22 protein-coding genes are annotated in these 20,036 nt (G+C 40.8%); 2 read left to right on the top strand and 20 right to left on the bottom strand.

Translation table 11 applies throughout. The annotated features are described in order from the left end of the window. Positions 1-158: 158 nt before the first annotated feature. The 20 genes from AAGC78_RS02355 to AAGC78_RS02260 form a co-directional block, all read right to left on the bottom strand. On the bottom strand, positions 159-584 hold the full coding sequence (locus AAGC78_RS02355; protein ID WP_435782424.1) for a hypothetical protein: 426 nt from the start codon (positions 582-584) through the stop codon (positions 159-161). A 91-nt stretch (positions 585-675) separates the two neighbouring features. Next, positions 676-1,785 (bottom strand): hypothetical protein, encoded by a 1,110-nt coding sequence (locus AAGC78_RS02350; RefSeq protein WP_435782423.1) that lies wholly within the window; start codon positions 1,783-1,785, stop codon positions 676-678. A 25-nt stretch (positions 1,786-1,810) separates the two neighbouring features. Next, positions 1,811-2,848 carry a hypothetical protein gene (locus AAGC78_RS02345; protein ID WP_435782422.1) on the bottom strand — a complete coding sequence of 346 codons (1,038 nt, stop codon included), beginning with the start codon at positions 2,846-2,848 and terminating at the stop codon, positions 1,811-1,813. 76 nt (positions 2,849-2,924) lie between these two features. Next, positions 2,925-3,377 (bottom strand): hypothetical protein, encoded by a 453-nt coding sequence (locus AAGC78_RS02340; protein ID WP_435782421.1) that lies wholly within the window; start codon positions 3,375-3,377, stop codon positions 2,925-2,927. Beyond that, positions 3,370-5,421 carry a polymorphic toxin-type HINT domain-containing protein gene (locus AAGC78_RS02335; RefSeq protein WP_435782420.1) on the bottom strand — a complete coding sequence of 684 codons (2,052 nt, stop codon included), beginning with the start codon at positions 5,419-5,421 and terminating at the stop codon, positions 3,370-3,372. Before AAGC78_RS02335 ends, AAGC78_RS02340 begins: the two co-directional genes overlap by 8 nt. Positions 5,422-5,435: 14 nt before the next feature. Then, positions 5,436-6,014: a hypothetical protein gene (locus tag AAGC78_RS02330; RefSeq protein WP_435782419.1), complete on the bottom strand. Its 579-nt coding sequence runs from the start codon at positions 6,012-6,014 to the stop codon at positions 5,436-5,438. 199 nt (positions 6,015-6,213) lie between these two features. After that, complete coding sequence (locus tag AAGC78_RS02325; RefSeq protein WP_435782418.1) at positions 6,214-7,080, bottom strand: OmpA family protein; 867 nt, start codon at positions 7,078-7,080, stop codon at positions 6,214-6,216. A 23-nt stretch (positions 7,081-7,103) separates the two neighbouring features. Continuing rightward, positions 7,104-8,006, bottom strand: coding sequence for a TadE family protein (locus AAGC78_RS02320; RefSeq protein WP_435782417.1), 903 nt, complete (start codon positions 8,004-8,006; stop codon positions 7,104-7,106). A 2-nt stretch (positions 8,007-8,008) separates the two neighbouring features. Continuing rightward, entirely contained in the window at positions 8,009-8,443 is a 435-nt protein-coding gene (locus tag AAGC78_RS02315; RefSeq protein WP_435782416.1) for a tetratricopeptide repeat protein, read from the bottom strand. Continuing rightward, on the bottom strand, positions 8,440-8,799 hold the full coding sequence (locus AAGC78_RS02310) for a DUF192 domain-containing protein (RefSeq protein WP_435782415.1): 360 nt from the start codon (positions 8,797-8,799) through the stop codon (positions 8,440-8,442). Before AAGC78_RS02310 ends, AAGC78_RS02315 begins: the two co-directional genes overlap by 4 nt. After that, complete coding sequence (locus tag AAGC78_RS02305; RefSeq protein ID WP_435782414.1) at positions 8,789-9,664, bottom strand: type II secretion system F family protein; 876 nt, start codon at positions 9,662-9,664, stop codon at positions 8,789-8,791. The genes AAGC78_RS02310 and AAGC78_RS02305 overlap by 11 nt, the downstream gene beginning before the upstream one ends. A 3-nt stretch (positions 9,665-9,667) precedes the next feature. Further along, positions 9,668-10,519 carry a type II secretion system F family protein gene (locus tag AAGC78_RS02300; RefSeq protein ID WP_435782413.1) on the bottom strand — a complete coding sequence of 284 codons (852 nt, stop codon included), beginning with the start codon at positions 10,517-10,519 and terminating at the stop codon, positions 9,668-9,670. Beyond that, complete coding sequence (locus AAGC78_RS02295) at positions 10,520-12,223, bottom strand: ATPase, T2SS/T4P/T4SS family (RefSeq protein ID WP_435782412.1); 1,704 nt, start codon at positions 12,221-12,223, stop codon at positions 10,520-10,522. 6 nt (positions 12,224-12,229) lie between these two features. Then, on the bottom strand, positions 12,230-13,531 hold the full coding sequence (locus AAGC78_RS02290; protein ID WP_435782411.1) for a type II and III secretion system protein family protein: 1,302 nt from the start codon (positions 13,529-13,531) through the stop codon (positions 12,230-12,232). A gap of 38 nt (positions 13,532-13,569) precedes the next feature. Continuing rightward, positions 13,570-14,433 (bottom strand): Flp pilus assembly protein CpaB, encoded by an 864-nt coding sequence (gene cpaB, locus AAGC78_RS02285; protein ID WP_435782410.1) that lies wholly within the window; start codon positions 14,431-14,433, stop codon positions 13,570-13,572. 19 nt (positions 14,434-14,452) lie between these two features. Next, positions 14,453-14,629 carry a hypothetical protein gene (locus AAGC78_RS02280; protein ID WP_435782409.1) on the bottom strand — a complete coding sequence of 59 codons (177 nt, stop codon included), beginning with the start codon at positions 14,627-14,629 and terminating at the stop codon, positions 14,453-14,455. Between the two features lie 10 nt (positions 14,630-14,639). Further along, positions 14,640-15,356, bottom strand: a complete 717-nt coding sequence (locus AAGC78_RS02275) for a hypothetical protein (protein ID WP_435782408.1) — start codon at positions 15,354-15,356, stop codon at positions 14,640-14,642. Further along, on the bottom strand, positions 15,340-16,146 hold the full coding sequence (locus AAGC78_RS02270; protein ID WP_435782407.1) for a hypothetical protein: 807 nt from the start codon (positions 16,144-16,146) through the stop codon (positions 15,340-15,342). The genes AAGC78_RS02275 and AAGC78_RS02270 overlap by 17 nt, the downstream gene beginning before the upstream one ends. A gap of 51 nt (positions 16,147-16,197) precedes the next feature. Next, on the bottom strand, positions 16,198-17,634 hold the full coding sequence (locus AAGC78_RS02265; protein WP_435782406.1) for a Tad domain-containing protein: 1,437 nt from the start codon (positions 17,632-17,634) through the stop codon (positions 16,198-16,200). 82 nt (positions 17,635-17,716) lie between these two features. Then, positions 17,717-17,992, bottom strand: coding sequence for a pilus assembly protein (locus AAGC78_RS02260; RefSeq protein ID WP_435782405.1), 276 nt, complete (start codon positions 17,990-17,992; stop codon positions 17,717-17,719). Between the two features lie 363 nt (positions 17,993-18,355). Here AAGC78_RS02260 and AAGC78_RS02255 point away from each other — a divergent pair, with 363 nt between their 5' ends. Next, positions 18,356-18,805 (top strand): NUDIX hydrolase, encoded by a 450-nt coding sequence (locus AAGC78_RS02255; protein WP_435782404.1) that lies wholly within the window; start codon positions 18,356-18,358, stop codon positions 18,803-18,805. 65 nt (positions 18,806-18,870) lie between these two features. Continuing rightward, positions 18,871-20,004 (top strand): tRNA 2-thiouridine(34) synthase MnmA, encoded by a 1,134-nt coding sequence (mnmA, locus tag AAGC78_RS02250; RefSeq protein WP_435782537.1) that lies wholly within the window; start codon positions 18,871-18,873, stop codon positions 20,002-20,004. The last annotated feature ends 32 nt before the right edge of the window (positions 20,005-20,036 follow it).

The following is a 20,036-nucleotide window of genomic DNA, read 5'->3' as shown; positions in this document are numbered from 1 at the left end:
TCGGCAAATAATATTCTCTTTTTGGTCATTGTCCAACGAATTGTTAGGCATAACACAAAGTTATGACATTCATCATTCAACGATGAGGGCTATTATCTACAAATGAGTGACAAAAAATGTCAGGAGACTGGATCTAGAGTTGGGAGGCACTGCCCCCTCTAACAATAATGAGCATGCATCTCGCTGCCCCCCAAACAGCCTATACTTGGAATCTGATCGACGAGGTAATCATCCCCGGTTATCTGCTTTAGGAAAGCACATAATTTTAATGTGTGCACCGCAGAGTCAATGAAAGCATCCCCTTCTATTACAACCAAATTTGCGTGATCCATATATAGACGATGCTCATTAGAAAACCATTGCCCCAAAGCCACTATATAAATGCGAATAATGCCATAGTGGTATCGCGTTATAGCATCCAGCTTAGGAATAAATTGTCGATATGCAGGCCCCGATGTATAAGCAGAGAATGTACGGAAACGATTACCAATAATACCTGAGGATAATAAATGCCGCTCAATCAGCTGGATCTTATTAAACCCAACAAAAGACACAGGATGAAAAATTATTGCAGTTTTATACATAAATATCCCTATAAATAATTCAATCAAACAAGAAGTCCCAGCTGCAAAAAAGCAAGGTACCAAGCTCAAATCGCAGCCGAAATAAAAATCATTACTCTCTGTTGACCAATTTAAAGCCAGATGGAATCATGAAAAGGCTGTCATGTTTCTGGCTTAGGCTCACCGAGGTGACATCATAGACAAAACGAATTAATGGCTTAGCTGGATCACGCTCAAACTTTTTTGACACCGCTGCTTTAGCCTTATTCTTTAAAAGTCCCCCCGCCAAACCACCCAAAGAACTAATGGGATCCTTAAGATCAATTTGCTCATCGTCTTCCTCAGCTTTTGCGTCACGCTTCTCTAGCGCTTCGGGACAAGTATTACCATTAGCTAAATACCAATCCAGCTTGATAGAAATCGGGTAACCTTTCAACATTGATAATTTGCCATTTAACACTTTCATTGTGTCGTTTTTTTCTGTGTCACCGCTAATTGCGGCTAACGGTTTATATACTTGCTCGCCCAAAAAACGCCCCAGTGCGGAATCATTTGCTCCGACTGCCTTCAGGTAATTATTTTGAAAATCGTCATTAATTCTCCATGCGTCTTTCATACCCTCATCAGGAGCGGTCATCCAAAAATCCATAACAATCCTATGCTCGTCTTTACGACCTTTATCATCGGTGTTGGTTACACTCCAAACCAATTGATACTGGCTAGCATTAAACCCATTAACCTGACGTAAAACTTTTTTATCGAGTACATCAAATGTGGCCTTGCTAGTTAATGTACAGGTTGCTGACGTATTGGGAGAAAAACTTTCTTCTTCACTTTCTTCGCCCGACTCTTCATCTGTCAACTTTTTCCATATGTTTGTAGCACAACCGAATAAGGGACATTCAATATAAGTTTTCTTGGGATTGTTAAAATGCCAGCTCAAGTTTTTTTCCGTGAAACCAATCTGTGTCTCGTTCACATTTCCCAATACCTTGCGCGACACCCAGTTCTGGCGATTCCACACATTATCAATACGGCGAACAGTGCCCCGCGTATAAACGGTTTGGGTCCCTGTACTATCAGGTAAGATATAACCACTTATTGCTGTATTAGCGGTTAAAACAACTGTTGGAATTTTAGGTGTTGTATCAACAGCTTCCTGTTTTGTTGCGCAGCCAACCAGCCCCAATCCAACAAATGACAGAATTATGTATTTTTTCATTATAAATCCCTATGAAGTAAGCAGCTTATTCGCCAGATTTATCCAGTAACAGCATGGAACCCGCTACAGAAATATCATCCTCAGGATCTGCGACATCAAATGTAAAATCCAAACCATCAACAGTATCCACATCGCCCCCCTTAGAGTCGGCCTCCTTCCACTCACCGCTAGTTAAACCCCATAACTTAATCCAAATTGCGTGCTCTTTATAACCGAGCGCCGCCGCCTCAAAATTGGCGCTCACTTTAAACTCAGCTAGGTGTGCACCGAGTGTAGACACAGCTATGCCGCCGTCTTCTGGGTTGCGCATCGGCAGAATATAGCCATGATGCACCATCCATAAGACTTTGCCCGAATCCGGGTCTTTTATCTTACGAGTACTATGACAAATAGATATAGATTCAACTTTAGAAAGCTTTTTATGGGATGTTGTAAAATCTGCCATACCATTCGAGTAATTTAACTCCGAAGAATCCCAAGTGAGAGTAATCGCTTGTATAGTTTCCGCGTGCCGAGAGTAACGAGAGCCAGTAATTATTTTTGGATCGACCACGTTGGCACTAAAATAAAGATAATGGTATTTGTCATCATCAACAAATACAGGGTTACCGATAAAGAATTGACCTCGAGGCAAATCGTCCTGCAGCACATTCTCACTTACAAAACCGCTTATTGATGGGTCTCCACACCAATCAATTACAGGGTTAAAAGACCAACTTCCATATTCCTTCACCCAAACTTCATTCATCACAATACGAGCATCAATTGTTCTTTCTTCAAGGTCGCCCACAGCAGCCAAATGTAATTTATACATTCCTGGGTAAAAACCATAACGATCAAAAAATGTATCTCTCGCACTAGTTTTAACCACTGCAGCTGCAGAAGATGATGAGAAAAAAGAAGAGGAGCTACTGAAATTGATTGATGAAGGCGAAGAAGATTCAACAATCGGCGTACCGCCAGTCCCAATCCCCCCACCACTACTCGAACCATCGCCTCCACATGCGGACAAAACTGAAACCATCATGACTAAAGATGAAAGTCCTTTTTTTGAGAATTGCATAAAAACCTCTAACAACTAAGACAAATTAACATAAAAATTTTCATACTATATTCATGTAAATAAATCTTTCTGAGACTCAAAATTGAGACCTTAGTTCTTTTTTTATATCCATAAATATTTCAAAAATTTCAGCAAGAATATCTTTCAACTCTAAGTAACTAGAATATCTTGGAAGCTTAAACTTTTCCTTAAATCCAGTTAAAATTTTCCCAGCAACGCTATCAAATCTACCATGAAATAACCAATTATCATCTTGAATGAAGAAAACGAATACCTCAACAATTCCATTTTTTAAAACAAGACCTATTTTCACCAAAAAACCATCTACATTTGCTTGAGAAAAAAATATCTTCTCCTTGGCGACATATTTCACATCAGGGTCAAACACCCTCAATATTTCTAAAAATTTATCTTTATCGCCACCACTCATGCTTTCAGAAAAATCACTATGCAACTTACAAATATTTCCATAACGTTCAACAAATCTTACTCGCTCTAACAATGCTAAAAAATCGACAGAATTATTCATCTAAAAATATCACCTCTACATTATATTTTTCAGCTAGCTCTTTCATAGCCTCGTTTGATTCATAAAAATCCTTATTCGATGAAGGAACCTCAAGTTTATATTGCCCATCAAGAAACGTTCCTTTTGGTAATTTGGTGGAATTTAACTCTTCCCCCTTTTTGTATTTAGTCGTTAGTTCTTTTAAATACCCTTCAAATGTACTCAATTTTATTTCACTCAATGTCGTTGCTTTGCGTGAAATTATCGCTTCTCCTGGAATGTAACTATCCAATCTTTTCCCATTTTTCAAAACAATTTCATTGTAATCATATATATCTCTCGCTTTTTCATTAAAGTCATTCCCTCTCTTAAATAAAGTCTTTATTTCATCCCATGTCGGTTTTGACTTTTCAACTGATTGTGTTGCATCAACCATTGCATCAACAGCATCAAAATCGCTATCCGATGCATCGGATAGTGCTTTAAGCGCATCTGCGTCAGTACTTAGGTGCTTAATCTCACTATCTTGTAATCGTAACCATGCATGTACCAATTTCGGATTTTCATCAATTGCTTTTGCAAAAGCCGGATCTTTATCAGTATCAGAATTAAGCTTTTCCAGTGCTGATACATCTTTAGATTTTTCGTCTAACTCAGCTCTTTTGTAAACAACCCAAGATTTTGCCAAATTTGGATCAGCCATCATAGCTTCTGCAAATTTTTCATTTTTAAAATCCGTCTCAAAATCTTTACGCAAGTCTGCGGGCAGACTATCAGCTATGTCCTTTACAGTCGGCTTGGCAGAATCAAAATCAATTGGGCATGGTCCGCTGGTATTATGAACCCAAAGCTTATTGGCTCCTACAAAGTAACTATGAGTTTGCTCAACGGTAAAGTTATAAACTCGCGCAGGTCCATTAATCAAATTGATTTTATGTACTTGAATATCACCTGCAGCACGAGCTACAACATCTCCTTCCTTAAGTTCTGCAACCGCTACCCACCCCTTACCCTGCTGCCAAAATGGGTGCTCTTCAGTAACAAGAATTTTTTCGTATCCAGTATCCAATTCATAATAGTGATTAACCTCACGGCCGTGGAGCTCACTTATCCGCTGAGGAGCATCAGAAAAACTGACCTCATCACGGCCGTATACTGTATCTCCAACTTTAAGCGTCTCAATGGGTACTAGCCCCTTTTCAGACCACACCAAAGTCCCGGCAAGGAAACTGCTGCCGCTACATTCTTTATCAAGTTTTGTGGCAACTCTTTTCTGCTGTGCAATAACCGCAGCCGATTTTGACGCAGAGTGCAACTTATCAACAACCTTGAGCAAAATTGCAGGATTAATATTCTCGCCTATAACTTCGCCAATTAATCTCGGGTCACCAGACTTGATTTTTTCAACATCCTTTTTAAACTCTTCCAGAAGAATTTCGGTAGTACCGGCAGGATCTGTTGCAAATGCAATAGCCAGCTCTTTAAAACCGTTGAAGGTATCAATTGGATGGAGCACCATTTCAAGCAAGCCTGTGAATTGGCTTTTTAAACCAGTCCATAAGCCATCAAAAAATGCAGCGGCGGATTCAAAAACACCCGAATCATCTTCAGTTACTACTGGATCAGGTGTTTCAGTTGAGGGAGGCAAGGTATCGTCATCTACTAAAGAATCCCCATCATCACCCGGGGTCTCACCACCACCCAACTCAGGACCAGCAGGTGCTGCTGGGTCAGGAGTTACGGTGGACGAACCATCATCTATAGGAGCAGGTTTTGGCGGAACAGTAGTTGAACCACCTCCCCCACCTTCCGATATACCTCCACTGCCACCTGAACCACTACCGCCAGAACCACTACTTGGTGATCCAGTTGCCGGATCACCAAAACCAGCAAGCTCTTCAGTAATGATTCCTGCTTGAGTTCTGATTTTTTTGGAATACTCCAGCACACCACCAATACATATCACAAGAACAAGGCTGAGCAATGGCAAATATTCAGCAATTGCCGCTCCCACCATGCGCTTAGGATTCATAATTGGATTACATTTGGCTAGGGAACTTCTCATGGTAGCGTCCATTGCTATTGATTAGACATACGATTTAAAAAACGAATACTGCCCCACATACGATTTAGCTGAGGTTGGATATGCTCCATTTTTCCTGCAAGTGTAGAAGCACTAAGAACTATGAGTTTATTTTGTGAATTTAGTCCAACAAACACTTTGTTACTGAGCTCGACACCATCTTTATTGAAAGTTGATACCTGTTCATAACCGTTTAATTCTCCGTAACTAACGTATGCTAATTCCCGAAATTTAATAAACACATTCGGGTTGATTCGTTTTTGAACGTTTAAAATTGTAAAATAAGCTGTTTTATGAAAATGAGTTTTACGTTGTTCTGCATGATGTTTGCTATATCGAACTTGTATAACTGATGGCGGGTAATAATATTCCGGTGACTCCATCACAAACACATCGTAGTATTTTTCATCCAATGAAAACCATGTCCACTCTGGATTAGACTCAACACCAATTTGAAACCCCGAAGGGAGCCATAAGTTCTGGAGCTGCCGGTTTTGCTTTAACACCTCACCAAATGCTGGTGTAGAACAGCACAAAATCAAAAAAGCGGCAAATTGCAACACACGAGCATTCATATGTAACTTCCTGTTTCAGCAAGAATAGGTAGGATAAAAATCACCGCCATCGATAAGTAGCCCCATTTGCTATGGGTTTTACCAACAGCTACACCATAGTTAAATTTGCTGAAAACCCAATGAAACAACCATACCAACAGATAGCACAGTAATAACCGACCTATAATGTTTCCTATTAAAAATTCCATACCTAACCTCGTTACTGTCCAGCACGAATTTCAACGCGTCGATTCAATGATCGACCATACTCAGTACTATTTTTTGCTACGGGAAATTGCTCACCTAAAAACTTAATATTGAACTGGGAGGATGCAACTCCCAGCTCTTGGGACAAATACTCCAACACATTAACAGCCCGCTCTTTCGCTAACTTTTCATTCAAACTAGTTACACCTACATCATCGGAAAAGCCTATTATGGTTAACTTTTTACCTTCTGCGGCTAGAGCAGGTTTCAAAGCGTTCAAAGAAGCCTTTTGATCTTCACTCAAAGTGGAGCTTCCACTTTGAAATAACACGGTATGTAATGGAGATTCCTGAACATTATCTATTTGTGTAACCATCACTCTCGGTTGTTCACTAAATTCATTAATATAGATAGCAATCACTGATTTCCGCCCTACTGTTTTCTCTCTTTCAGCAAGGACATAAAACTGGTGGCTTTCATCACCCTCTATCAACCTGCCAAGATAAAGCTTCCAACCAGGAACCTCTCCGCATTTTGTTCTCTCACATGAGAAAATCACTTTATATTTGTTAATCTGCAATTGATTTAAAAGATTCTCATGGAGCTGTTCAGCAGAATAACTCTCTTCGTAATCATACGTACGTTGTAACAATTTCCCCTTAAAAGTATTAACTTTTGGAGCAAAATAGCCTTCATTACCGTCACTGTCTGTACGATATTCAATAGGCGCCGCGATTACATCCTGAGATACATGGTGCTTTTCAACCTTATTGAATAGCTGCCCCTGAAAATAAATGTCATTTGCAAATATTGCATGGGAGTAGAAAAACATACTGGCCAGAAACATAGCATTGGTAAAAATTTTCGTTTTTTTATTCATAGTAAAACCGTATTCCATAAATACTAATTCAGGTTTATACACCTAGCTGGTCGCCCAAGCGTCTCATCGCCTTGACAACGAACAGGAGATTGCATTCTCACGACGGTATCAGAAGATATCGGGATATAAAGCGTCCTGACTGCCTTCCCATCTTTGCTTAGCAAAGCATTTGCATCTGTCCTTGCTTTACATACACTCCAATGTGGATGGGTGTTCCCTCCAAGATCTGCATAAAGCGATGCCCATGTTTTCTTCCATTGATATAACGCAAAACTACCAAATGGAACAATAAGTGGAGCGCACCAATATGCTCGTATTTTAAGAAGATTGGCATCCTGTATATTCATTTGAACACTTTCACCAGCCACCACAACATTCTTTTGCCATGACAAAGTTTCCGTAGGTACATAACTTTCAAGAGCGGCATTAGAAATTTGTTTATAACGCATTTCACCGCGAGTCCGACAACGAGTTCGATCAAAACCGTTGGAGACGGTTTGCAAATCCTGCTCACACCCATCTTGCAATTCATACATAGTGGAACTAAATGCAGCAAAAACACTTCGATTCGGCGATAGTACTTCAATTTTAATTCCAGACTTCAAACCAAGAGTATGACCGGTGAGTGGGTCTATAGCATTATCGGAGTATGCCTTCGCAAGTGAATCGTAATAAACCCCTTCAGTGGCAGCACTTTTTTGGTAAAGTGGAACCAATCCTTCAACAAGCTTTTTATTCATAGAAGTTATGTAAGCATGGTTTAAAGCACCTTCGCGGGCAGCGCGAAAGACTGCATCATTAAATACCGCCTTATCGCGATATAAAAAGGCCATTTGAACAGCTCCCAGTGTTAATAACACCAAAACCGGCCATAAAATAATTTGCTCAACTATGGCTTGCCCTACCTGACTTCTAATCCTCAGCACACCTAAGACTCCTTGACACTAATAACTTTAGCTAGCTTTTCGTAGAGCATATTAAGCTGTTCATATTGATCATCCTTAATATCGACTTGGGACGTTCCTGTTTCGAGAACTTTCATTGCTTGTTTAATACGGGCTAATGCAAGATTATTCCAGCACCGTGTTTCTTTTTGATCTATATCTATACACTTTTCATACATTCGAACAGACGCATCCAAATATCCGGTGCGAACATAAATATTGCCCAACTTCATCCAAACCTCAGAAACATTAGGAGATAACTTACTCAGCTTCAAATAGCTTGCTTCTGCCTCTGACAGCAAACCTTTTTGATAGTAGTCCTCTGCCTGTTTGAATAACTGAACTGTCTCGCCACCACCTTTCGGAGCGGTCGCACAAGAAAGTAAAAATATGGATAAAAATATCATTAACACTTTCATTTGATGTCTCGCATGAATAATTGGCACCCAACAACTATACCGATAATATCTATACGACCTGCAGGCAACTCAAGTACAGCATTAGCATTTCGATTAAATGCCACCCTCCAGGGTTGTATATTTCGCACAACCTTTGTAACCACTAAATGCTTGTTAACAAATACAACGTCAATTGCATAACACATAAAGAATGTATGTATTGAGCTGCACTTCGTAATAAATAAACCTGAATCTTCAGTCAGTTCTTTCGTGAAAAGCAAACCAATAGCTCTACTCAGAAAATGACCTGCAATTCTACTATTAGCAACTGGCACTGATTTATCATCAATAACTATAAAAATATTTTTAGAGATCATGAAGAAGCTTCATTACGATAGGGAAAGCTAGAATTAAAAATGTCATTGGAAAAATAAAAGCAACCAATGGAAAAATAAGCTTTACCGGTGCCTCCATTGCCAGCTTTTCTGCTTTTTGAAATCTTTCTACGCGACGCTGGTCAGCCTGAACTTTCAAAGCTGTGCCTATACTTGCCCCAGTCTTCTCAGCCTGAATGACAGTGGTGGAAAATGCATTAATTTCTCGAATATCCAGTCGATCAGCCATACTGCGAATTGCATCTACCCTAGACATACCTGCCCTGATATCGCGAATGACTTTGCTAAATTCAGCTTTCAGAGGACCATCAGGGCCTTTATCTACAGCTTGGTGTATGGCGCCTGTAAAATTCATTCCCGCTTGTACAGCCATAGTTAAAAAGTCAAGATACACCGGTAGAGCTCTAACAATGGCCAATTCTCTGCTCTTTTTTCTATCGTTAAGCTTCATTGTGGGCAGATAGAAGCCCAAAATGGCACCCAGAAGAAAATAAAACCAACTAAAATCTTCCAGCAAAAGCATTAACAGCAAAACAATAATGCTCCACAAAATGGAACTCACTATTCTCAAACCAACATATTGCTCAGGTGTCATCAAGTAAATGAGGCCGCTCTGTTTTAATTTTTTATTATAATTTTCAAGCATATCGACCGGAATAACTTCCCCCACATAGTGAGAAAAAAACCTTACCATAGGCCAGATCTTGCTCAACAAACCAGGTAACGGGTCCATGTATTCGCGCTTTTCAGCTGGCAACTCGCTTCTAATCCCATCGATTGATAGGAAATACAGGATGCCTGCGAAGAAAATACACAAAACTACAAAAATTTTTATATAGATATCCATTTTTTAAACATCTATTGAAACAATTTTTTTGATGAAGAAATAACCCAAATAAAGAAACAGGCAAAACAAAAAGCACACTACCCATCCAATAGGGTCAGTAAATAATCTTCCCATAGCTTCTGGCTCCATTTGATAAAGAACCACTGTCAAAAAAACAGGTAATAATGACATCACCCATCCTTGAGCTTTCCCTTGAGCAGTTAGCGACTTTATCTTTCCGTCCATTTCAATTTTTCTACGCAAAGTATCAGCCAAACGATATAAGACCTCAGCCAAACTTCCTCCGATCTCGCGATTAATTTTCATCCCGGCAACAACAAGACTAAGCTCCTGAAGCGGCATTCTCTTCGCAAGGTTATCCAAAGCTTGGCTGTAATCTACGCCCATACGCAGTTCTTTCAAAAACAGTCCAAATTCCTGCGTTATTGGCCCTCTGGACTCTGCAACGACAACCTCAAGGGCAACACTTAAGTTAGTCCCAGCTTTCATCATTGATGAAATTGACATTAATGCGTCAGGCAAATCCAGCAAAAAGCGATTTTCCCTTTTATTTTTTATATATGTCAGCAACTTTCGCGGGGACAAACTAACAACCACCGCCACTGCGGCAGCTAACCAAAGCACCCCGGAAACAATGTATGTAATACAAAAAGCTACAAAAATAATAAGCAAATTTAAAGCAAAAAGCTTTTTTGGATCAAAAAATATAAAAATTTCCGATAAGCTTTGACCAGCAACAGATGTAAATTTGTTCTCATATTTATTAGCAGCCTTGAATAAATATGAAAACAGCAAATAAAATACAAACGCCGCCACCAAAAATACGAAAACAACTATAAAGAGATGCCCATTCATTTAAAAGCTGCCACTATCAAAGATACTCATGTCAACTTCAATTCCACGTGCACGCAAACTTTCATAAAATTCTGGAACAACACCGGTTGACATAAAGTGGCCAGTCACTTTTCCATTAAAATCGTACCCTGTTTGTTTAAATTTAAAAATTTCAGCCAATTGAACAACATCACCTTCGATACCGGTAACTTCAGCAATGCTTGTTACTTTCCTGCTACCACAAGCAAAACGTGTTTGCTGGACAATAATATTGACTGCCGATGATATCTGTTCACGAATTGCTCTGACGGGCAAATCCATTCCCGACATCAATACCAGTACTTCAACACGAGAAATGCAATCGCGAGGAGAATTGGCATGTATTGTAGTTAGGGATCCATCATGTCCCGTATTCATTGCTTGGAGCATGTCCAGAGCCTCACCACTCCGACATTCCCCAACTACTATTCGGTCAGGTCTCATACGTAAACAGTTTTTCACTAAATCCCTAATGGTAACCTCACCCTTTCCTTCCTGATTTACAGGTCTTGCCTCCAACGAAACAAGATTGGGTTGATATAACCGAAGCTCCGCCGCATCCTCTACAGTAACAATTCTTTCATCCGAAGGAATAAAATTGGATAATACGTTTAGCAAAGTAGTTTTACCTGAGCCAGTTCCACCTGATATCACTAAGTTCTGCTTTCTAACAATTGCCGTTTTTAAAAAATGAACCATTGGCTCACTAATTGAATCGAACCTTACGAGATCTTCAGATCCCAATCTATTCTTCATAAATTTTCGAATAGTAATTGAAGGGCCTTTCAGTGCTAACGGCGGTATAACAGCATTAACTCGGGAACCATCTTTCAGACGTCCATCCACCATCGGAGAACTTTCATCAATTCGACGACCGAGGGGCGATACAATGCGCTCAATCGCACTTAATACGGCTTTGTCATCCGTAAAGGTGATATCTGATTTTCTAAGCTTCCCTGACTTTTCAAAAAATATTTCATTGCTGGCATTCACCATTATTTCACTGACGCTTTCATCATCTAGTAGATCCTCCAATGGTCCTAAACCAACGGCCTCCGCCAATACCTGCTTGGCTACAATTCCCTTGTCTAAAATATCCGGTAAATCGGTGTAATTATTCAGAATCTCTTTAATAGCATCTGCCGTAAATGAACGAAGCTCCTGGTCGGACATCGAACCAACATTAACCCTACGAAGATCCATTACCGAGAGTAAAGATTTATGCACTCTGCTCCGACACTCTTCGCTCAATCTCTTTTTATATTCGCTAGTTTCGTTACTTTCATCGGATGAAGAAAAATCATCATCCATGGCTTGCTTAATAATTGAGGCATCCGGCATATCAGCTGAGAATTGATTAAGCTGTGGATTTTGTATCGCATGAGATATATCCGAAATCACCCGGGTAATTGATATCTGATAATCTCCAATCTCAATCAAATCGTTTTCATTCAATCTAGTTGGTTCGGCAATTCTTATTTTATTGATCAAAACTCTGCCATTACTTTTGGGGGCGATAAAAACTTTATCTCCAGTTGTATTAATTTCAGCATGAAGCCTATCAACTCGCCATCCATGAAGATTGATTACACAATTTTCTGATTTGCCAATAGTTAAAGGTTCAACTCCCCAATCAAAGCTATTGAGCACTGTTCCAGACTTGGTCGCTACTGAAAATCGAGGCATATATCTTTACTCCATCAATGCGTTATGAATTTTTGTTTTCTCATAACGTTTGGCAAATTCGTCGCTTATGTCAAGCAATGCTCGATTCTTCAGGCCTTTTGCATCGATAACTATTGGAGTTACGCTAATAATAAGCTCGCGAGAGCCAACTCGATCGCCTGTTTTTGTAAATAACTTTTTAATTCCAGGTATGTCCCCAAGTAGCGGAACTTTACTCTCATTATTACTAATCTCTGAATATGCCAAACCAGATATGACTAAAGTATCACCGCTTAACAGATTGATACGGGTTTCAGTATTTCTTGTTGTTAACCCTGGAACATCAAGGACTTCATTTGCAAAATCAATCGAACTGACCTCGGTGTAAACTGCAGTATCAATCACACCCTCATTGTCTATGGTCGGAGTAACATTCAAGCGTACTCCATACTCTTTAAAAGAAACTGTCATCTGTCCGTTTACATCTCTGTAGGGAATAGGAAATTCACCGCCAGAATGAAAGTCAGCAGTCTCACCACTTTTTACACTTAACTTCGGTGTAGCCAAAATGCTAGCGTCGCCATTCTCTACTAATAAATTGATTCTTGATGTGAATGCAGAAGTGAATCCACCATATGAATAGAAACTTGAATCATTTGATGGCCAACCCTCGATAAAATTATCGAGTAGATCCCCAGAATTGGGGTCATCCAAATAGCCACCGCCAGTAATACTGGGATCAAATGCTTTGTGAACAGCAAATACAGGACCGTTAATAACTTTTTGCCAATCAATACCCAATTCTTTCGCTGCAGATGAGTTCACCTCTATAATTCTTACATCCAGTCTGACTAAAGGAGCTTTATCGAATTGCCTTAGCTTTGCGATGTTCAAAGACCCCGGGAAAAACCCGATTACAGCGGCGGCGGTTGCTTCATCACTTTTATTAATTAATCCGGAAAATACTAATCTATTATCAATTTCCTGAACCTTAAGACCTGGAATTGAGGTAATCAGTTTTTGAGCACTTCTCAATTGAGTAGATATACTGACTGCAATTACTCTAACTGATAGTTTTTGTTGCCGTTCACCCTTCATCCATATATGAACGTCCGACACACCCTGCTCCCCCGCTGTAAGCAGTAGCTCACCGTTTTCAAGCGGTCGATACTGAATAACCTTATCGTTTCCAACAGCAATTCGCTCAATGTCTTTCGCCGGAAAAATATAAACATCCCCCGTATGCAAGGTAATGAACTTTTCAGCACCAGCCCAAGCAAGGGAATTTGAGATCATTAACGCCAGTATAAAAATAATACTTTTTTTCATTGTTATTTCCCAAAAAAACCATCTAAATAATTAAAGATCTACTTGGAGCTTTCACTATATTTAACAAATTTTCTATCTTTTAATTTTTGCTCAGATTCTGAATTAGCGTTTAAAAGAGTTAGCGTTTCTATAAGCACACCATCTTTGGATTTCCCCGCAGAAAAAACGCTAATGCCAGACGTCCCTACATCCATTCCATTCTTGGCTGCATATTTAGGACGAGTGCTATCATCCGAACGCTTCAACGCATATACAAAGATTCCCTTTTCTTTCGAAAGCAAAACCTTCGCATAGTCTTCTGTTTTCACACCTATAGTTACAGATGCATAACCGTCATACCCTTGTCCGACATAATCGGCAACCGTAGCGGTACCTGTCGCAAGAGCCTGTACATTTTCAAGCACCACATTAACTTCTGTTTCTTTATTTGCACCCTCCTTTAATAGCAGAAGGTCAAAAAAATCCCCTGGAACAAGCATATTTTCATTTGAATCCAGAGCACTCACTTTTAAACTTATTGCCCTCTCACCGGGCTTTAATAGCTCAGAGAATTTTTCAACTGCGCTCAAGCCTTGTAGCTGAGATCTAACAATTGTTTTTCCTTGGGTGATCGGGCTTTTAACTGTCATACCTACAACGTTATCAAAATCATCTGAAGTAAGAGCTCCGTCCGGGACATATTCCGCCGGTACTGGCCTGAGGGATACTGTGGCCGTTGATATAAGATCACCAACTTCCATATTCGCATTCGGCACCAATATCTGTCTGTAATTATTCTTTTCTTCGATTGCAGCGACAATTTCCTTTTCTTTATGGTCCATATATTTACTGACGCTATATGCTGCCAATATAGATAGAATCACAGCAACGGCCAATAAAATAATATTTCTATACTTTTGCATTCACTAAACTCATTATTCTTTAGATTGGAATAGATAAAGCATATAAAAATGCTTGATAGCTTCTTTTAAAGGCTTCGTACAAATACTCAACAAGACTTACCCCTTCAAAGGGAACATAAAACATGGCAAACATTAAAACAGCAACGCCTACGATATATTCCACCATGGCAGAACCTGAACCTTTCCGATAATTCATCTAAACTCCACTATTCTCGCGTCTCAACAGCAACTATATTTACCTTGTCATTTTCCGGTGAGATTGAAACATTCATTTCCCTACTTGCACGAACAAACATTAAAGCAATGCCTCGATTATCAGGCTGCAATTGTTCTGTTTGCTCAAACCATCCTTTGCGTTTCATCGTAGACCTGTAAAAACTCACCACTGATTTATAAGGTGCGTCAGATGTAGCCACGATAGTTCTGGATTTTTTCTGTCCATCTACAGCCTCTATGTCATTGATAAACTCCGTCCCAACCATAGCAGGGAAATCCTTTCCTAACTCAAATGCAGAACTTACCTCTCTCAACAACCTGCTAACAGCAAAATTACCTTTTACACTTTGACCTGATTCTGCTTTTTTAAGTTGAACGGTAATCATAAATTCACGATCTACTCGACTAATGACACAGCCCCCCTCTGCTTCTGTAATTTGAAACCCCGGTGCTCCGGGATTCAAACCTTCAGCTGGTAACTGCCAGTTACGTTGATAAAACTCCTTCACATTTTCGTATTCTGCTATGGCAGTAAATTCCCATATTTTCATAGGAACACCATTAAACTTCATTGTTTCAGCAATTACCTTTACATATGCATCATCAGGAAATAGCTCCCTAGGCCAATCCATATCTTTAGCCGATACGAGAGGGGCATTAACTAATAACACCAACAGTAGAAATATTTTATTAATCGCACTCACCATCAGCCCCTACCAAGCGTTGACATGGCACTCTATCTTCTTCAACTATTCCCGGTTCCAAACGGCTAACCTCTGGATGAAAAAAACCGATAGTAGCTCTGAACGCCTCAAATGTAGGTGTGTTCAGTGCCTCTGTAAGCAACGTTTTCTTTACTCTATCATCTACAAATTCAGGATTAGGGGCCGCCCAGGATTCCGCCAAAATTGCAGCCTTACCGTTAAACTCCAAATCTTTTCCGCCGCCCAAAGCATCAGAAAGCTCTTTTTTCAGAATACGAGGGATTGCAATGGCGTGTTTCAGATCAACCTCATAAACACCTTTTTCATTTAAACCAATCTTATCCACGGCCTCATTTACTTTTTCAGAAAGACCTCCAGCCGGCTTATGATCATCGATAGTTAAATGAGCCAACTCACCACCAGAGTAGGTTTTTAACAGCGCCGTTCTAACCTCTTCATTCCATATATATAAATTTGCGTCCAGTTCTGGCTTTGATAAAGAAGCACTCTTATCGGTTACTGAATTTATTGGCAAAGATGATTTACCATAAACTCTTACAGCGATTTCATTGTTAATTTCGGCGGTAGACTTTGAAACATAATTAGAACTTGAACCCTCTCTCCACACCGTTCGCTCCCATACTGCATATCGTGTTGCTTCGTGTGTTTTATGCTTCAAGTCACCCAGCTTTGCCAAATAATTAAGTCCAAGAAAAATTGGCACCAATACGAATACTGTTGCAACAATAAATGAAGCCATTCCCTGACCAGATTGTTTATACAAATTTTTCATATTTTCAGACTCTTAACCTTCAAAGCCATTTCATTCATTATCAAATATTAATTAGTATTTCTTTGAAATAGCTTGAAGCTTAATTTTTTCTGTATCAGATACTTTTTCCAATTTTGCTCGCCAATATGGATTGTACGCATTTGCATACTCCCTTATGCTGGATGGCCTGGACACATTTGGTGCATCATTTCGACGGAAAAAATAGGATGTTGCAGCCGCGAAGGAAGCAATATTGCCACCTTCCAATCCACCATATTTTTCAATGTCGAGAGAGCCTGTATTGACACCAATTTCTTTAGTCGTCTTTAACTTCTCTTCAGATTTGGAAAGAACCAATTTTATTCCTGGACCTTTGGTTAGCAATCCATCTACAGCAAGATCATAAAAAGCTCTTAACCCGAGATAATTACCAACTTCACTAGCATCAGAGTATTCGCTTGAGGCAGTTCTTGATGCTGTTCTGTTTCGATCCCAACTATTTCTGTAATTGATTGCACTACGATGCTCGTCAAATTCGATGTCTTCTTCAGAACGGGCGTTCTTCGCGGCTCCCCATCCAATCGGAGATATTTCACGCCAACTTCGCCAACCACAACCACTAAAGCTGCACCGCCAATTGCGCGTATGTACTGATAAGGTATCCATAGCAACCCAACTTCCGTATTGTGCGTTCGATTCCTCTCCCACAAGTGAGGTTCCGCCTCCCCTACGCAACTCTGCTTTAAATACAAGAAGATCTACTGCAGGTATGCCGGGAATATCATCATCGCGCCGCTGAACGAAACCATCCACGGAACTCATGGTAATAGCGCGAAAATTATCCATCCGAGCCTTATTACGATTATACTTTTTTGTACCGCCCGACCTTTTTCTGACGACTTCAGGATCAAAACGGCTAGTAAAACTATTGTGCTTACTGACAAACTCACCCATTAAATAAACATCGCCCAGTGAAATTGAAGTATCAACATCAGGATCATTTTTATTAACAATATCTTTAAGAGTTTCATCAGCAACCACTAAAGTCGCAGCATGCATAAGATGTTGCGACTCGCCCAAAAGGGTGATGACAACATCCAATCCAGTAGCCATCGCTTGCATTGCTGGCTCAAGCACTTCTTTAACACCGGCAACCGCCTCGCTAATTGCTGACGTAATAGCGCCAACAACAGGAATCCAACTTGTGACAGTCGCAATATTTTCAGTAGTAATATCGAGAAATCTAATCCATGACACAACACTAACAGCCTGTGCAATAGCAACCTGATTAGCTACCATCGCCCGATTTGTGTAGGCTTTGAAATTAAGGTCTTTAGCTTCCACCATTGCAACGCTATAAGCAGCAGCATCAACGGTATTCTGAAGGCGGGTTTTTTCGTTGACGATTTGGAAGGAATTAAACGCGTAAGCCACGGCCAGTGATATAACACCAATAAAGGCTACCAAATAAACAATCGCTTGACCTTTTTGATATTTTTTAAAAATCATGTATTAACCATCCGTAGCGCACATAAAATTCACCACTAAACGGGGAATTTTTTAGTGGTGAATAAATTTATAAAAAATGGAATTATTTAGACGTTGTAGTGTTTCCACCGTTGTAAGAACCCAAATTCTTCTCTTCCCCTTCTTTTTCTGCTGCATCAGCGGCATTTCCAGCTTCTTTTATCGCGTCGCCACCGTCTTTGCCACCGAGCTCCATAGCCATACCGCCCATTTGATTCCGCGCAGTTTCACCAAAAAATTTGAAAACGCCAATTGCTGCAATAGCAATCAACGCAACAATGATGATGTATTCAGTCATACCCTGACCGAGTACTCTTTTTTTAAAAGATAAACTTTTCATAAAAACTCCTATGTAAAATTGCTTCCTCACCTACAGGTATTAGGAAGAGATGAGTTACTCTATATTGAAGGCAGTAAATTATTACGGGCAGGCAAATCTTGAGAAGGGAAGTTTCATTCGACTCCTTTCGAATTGCAGCGAAGACAATTATCCATACAAAAGTTTTCATTTCATTACTTTATTTATAACTTTTACTTATTTTGTATACGGCGTCTCAATTAACTTCAATTGACAAGGTTGTCAATTGAAGTTAGAACAAAGGGTGTATTCGTTTTTTATATTTAAAAACCTTTACCTTTTTATTGAGAGAATAATGCAGCATTTATTTTTCACAATTATTAGATTATTTGAGGCTAAATATTTATGACTTGGGCACCGCACGTAACCGTCGCGACCATTATTGAGCGCGACAACCGTTTTTTGATGGTTTATGAAGAAGCCGATGGAAAAAAAGTTTACAACCAGCCTGCTGGTCATTTAGACCCTAACGAAACATTGAAAGATGCTGCCGTGCGCGAAACACTGGAAGAAACCGGTTGGACTGTATCCTTGACCGGAGTTGTTGGCGTTAACCTCTATACCGCACCGAGTAATGGCATCACCTATTTGCGCACCACTTTTATCGCTGAAGCGCTGAGTCATGACCAAACGCGCAAACTGGATACCGGGATTATTGAAGCAGTTTGGCTGACCTATGACGAGCTGGTCGCCCGCAAAGACCAATTGCGCAGTCCTATGACATTGCAAATCATCGAAGAATACCGCGCCGGACGCCGCTTTCCGCTCAATGTTGTGGGCGATACTGCTGGCTAAGGTGGCAGTGATGGGCTGGGGCGGGTAAAATGCCCGCCTTTCCCTTTTCCCAGCAGTTGTTCCTTATGTCAGATGCTATTCCCGCCCCCGCCCCCGCCTCAGGTATAGGCTCGGGCCCAAAAGTGATCGTTGGAATGTCCGGCGGTGTTGATTCCTCAGTTTCTGCCCTCTTGCTCAAACAGCAGGGTTATCAGGTCGAAGGCCTGTTTATGAAGAACTGGGATGAAGACGACGGCACTGAATACTGCACTGCCAAGGCCGATTTGGCCGATGCTGAAATGGTCTGCGAGCGCATTGGTATCAAACTACATACCGCCAACTTCGCCTCCGAATACTGGGATAACGTCTTCGAGCACTTCCTTGAGGAGTACAAAGCCGGACGCACACCAAATCCGGACATCCTCTGCAATCGCGAAATCAAATTCAAAGTATTCATGGAGTACGCGCGTATGCTGGGCGGCGAATTGATCGCTACCGGCCATTATGTGCGCCGCGCCGACCGCGATGGTCACGCACATCTATTAAAGGGGCTAGATCCAAACAAAGACCAAAGCTACTTCTTACATGCGGTCGGCGAAGCTGAATTTGCGAAATCCCTGTTTCCTGTGGGCGAGCTGGAAAAGCCCGAGGTGCGCCGGATTGCGGAAGAACACGGTCTGATCACTCACAACAAGAAGGACAGCACCGGAATTTGTTTTATCGGTGAGCGCCGCTTTAAAGACTTCCTGCAACAATACCTGCCCGCTCAACCGGGCCAGATCCAAACCCCCGATGGCAAGGTGATCGGCGAGCACATGGGCCTTATGTATCACACCATCGGCCAACGCCAGGGGTTGGGAATTGGCGGTGTAAAAGGTGCCAATGAAGAACCCTGGTTTGTTGTGCAAAAAGACTTAATCCGCAATGTGCTGGTAGTAGTACAGGGTACTGATCACCCTCTTCTTTACACCAATCATCTAATCGCCCAACAGGCCCATTGGATTAACGGCACTCCGCCCTCATCTACCTTTACCTGTACCGCCAAAACCCGCTATCGCCAACCCGACCAGGTGTGCACGGTAAATGTGCTGGCTGACGGTATTCTGGACGTGAGCTTCGCTGAACCACAACGCGCAGTGACGCCCGGCCAGTCAGTGGTGTTTTATAGTGATGATGTCTGTCTCGGTGGCGCGGTTATCGAATCCACCGACAACCGTTAATCCGTTGATAAGCCCTATTTCAAGTAGCTGAG

It is taken from the genome of Cellvibrio sp., from assembly GCF_039207905.1.
Taxonomy (GTDB): domain Bacteria; phylum Pseudomonadota; class Gammaproteobacteria; order Pseudomonadales; family Cellvibrionaceae; genus Cellvibrio.
This window is presented reverse-complemented; position numbering and strand designations above follow the sequence as displayed.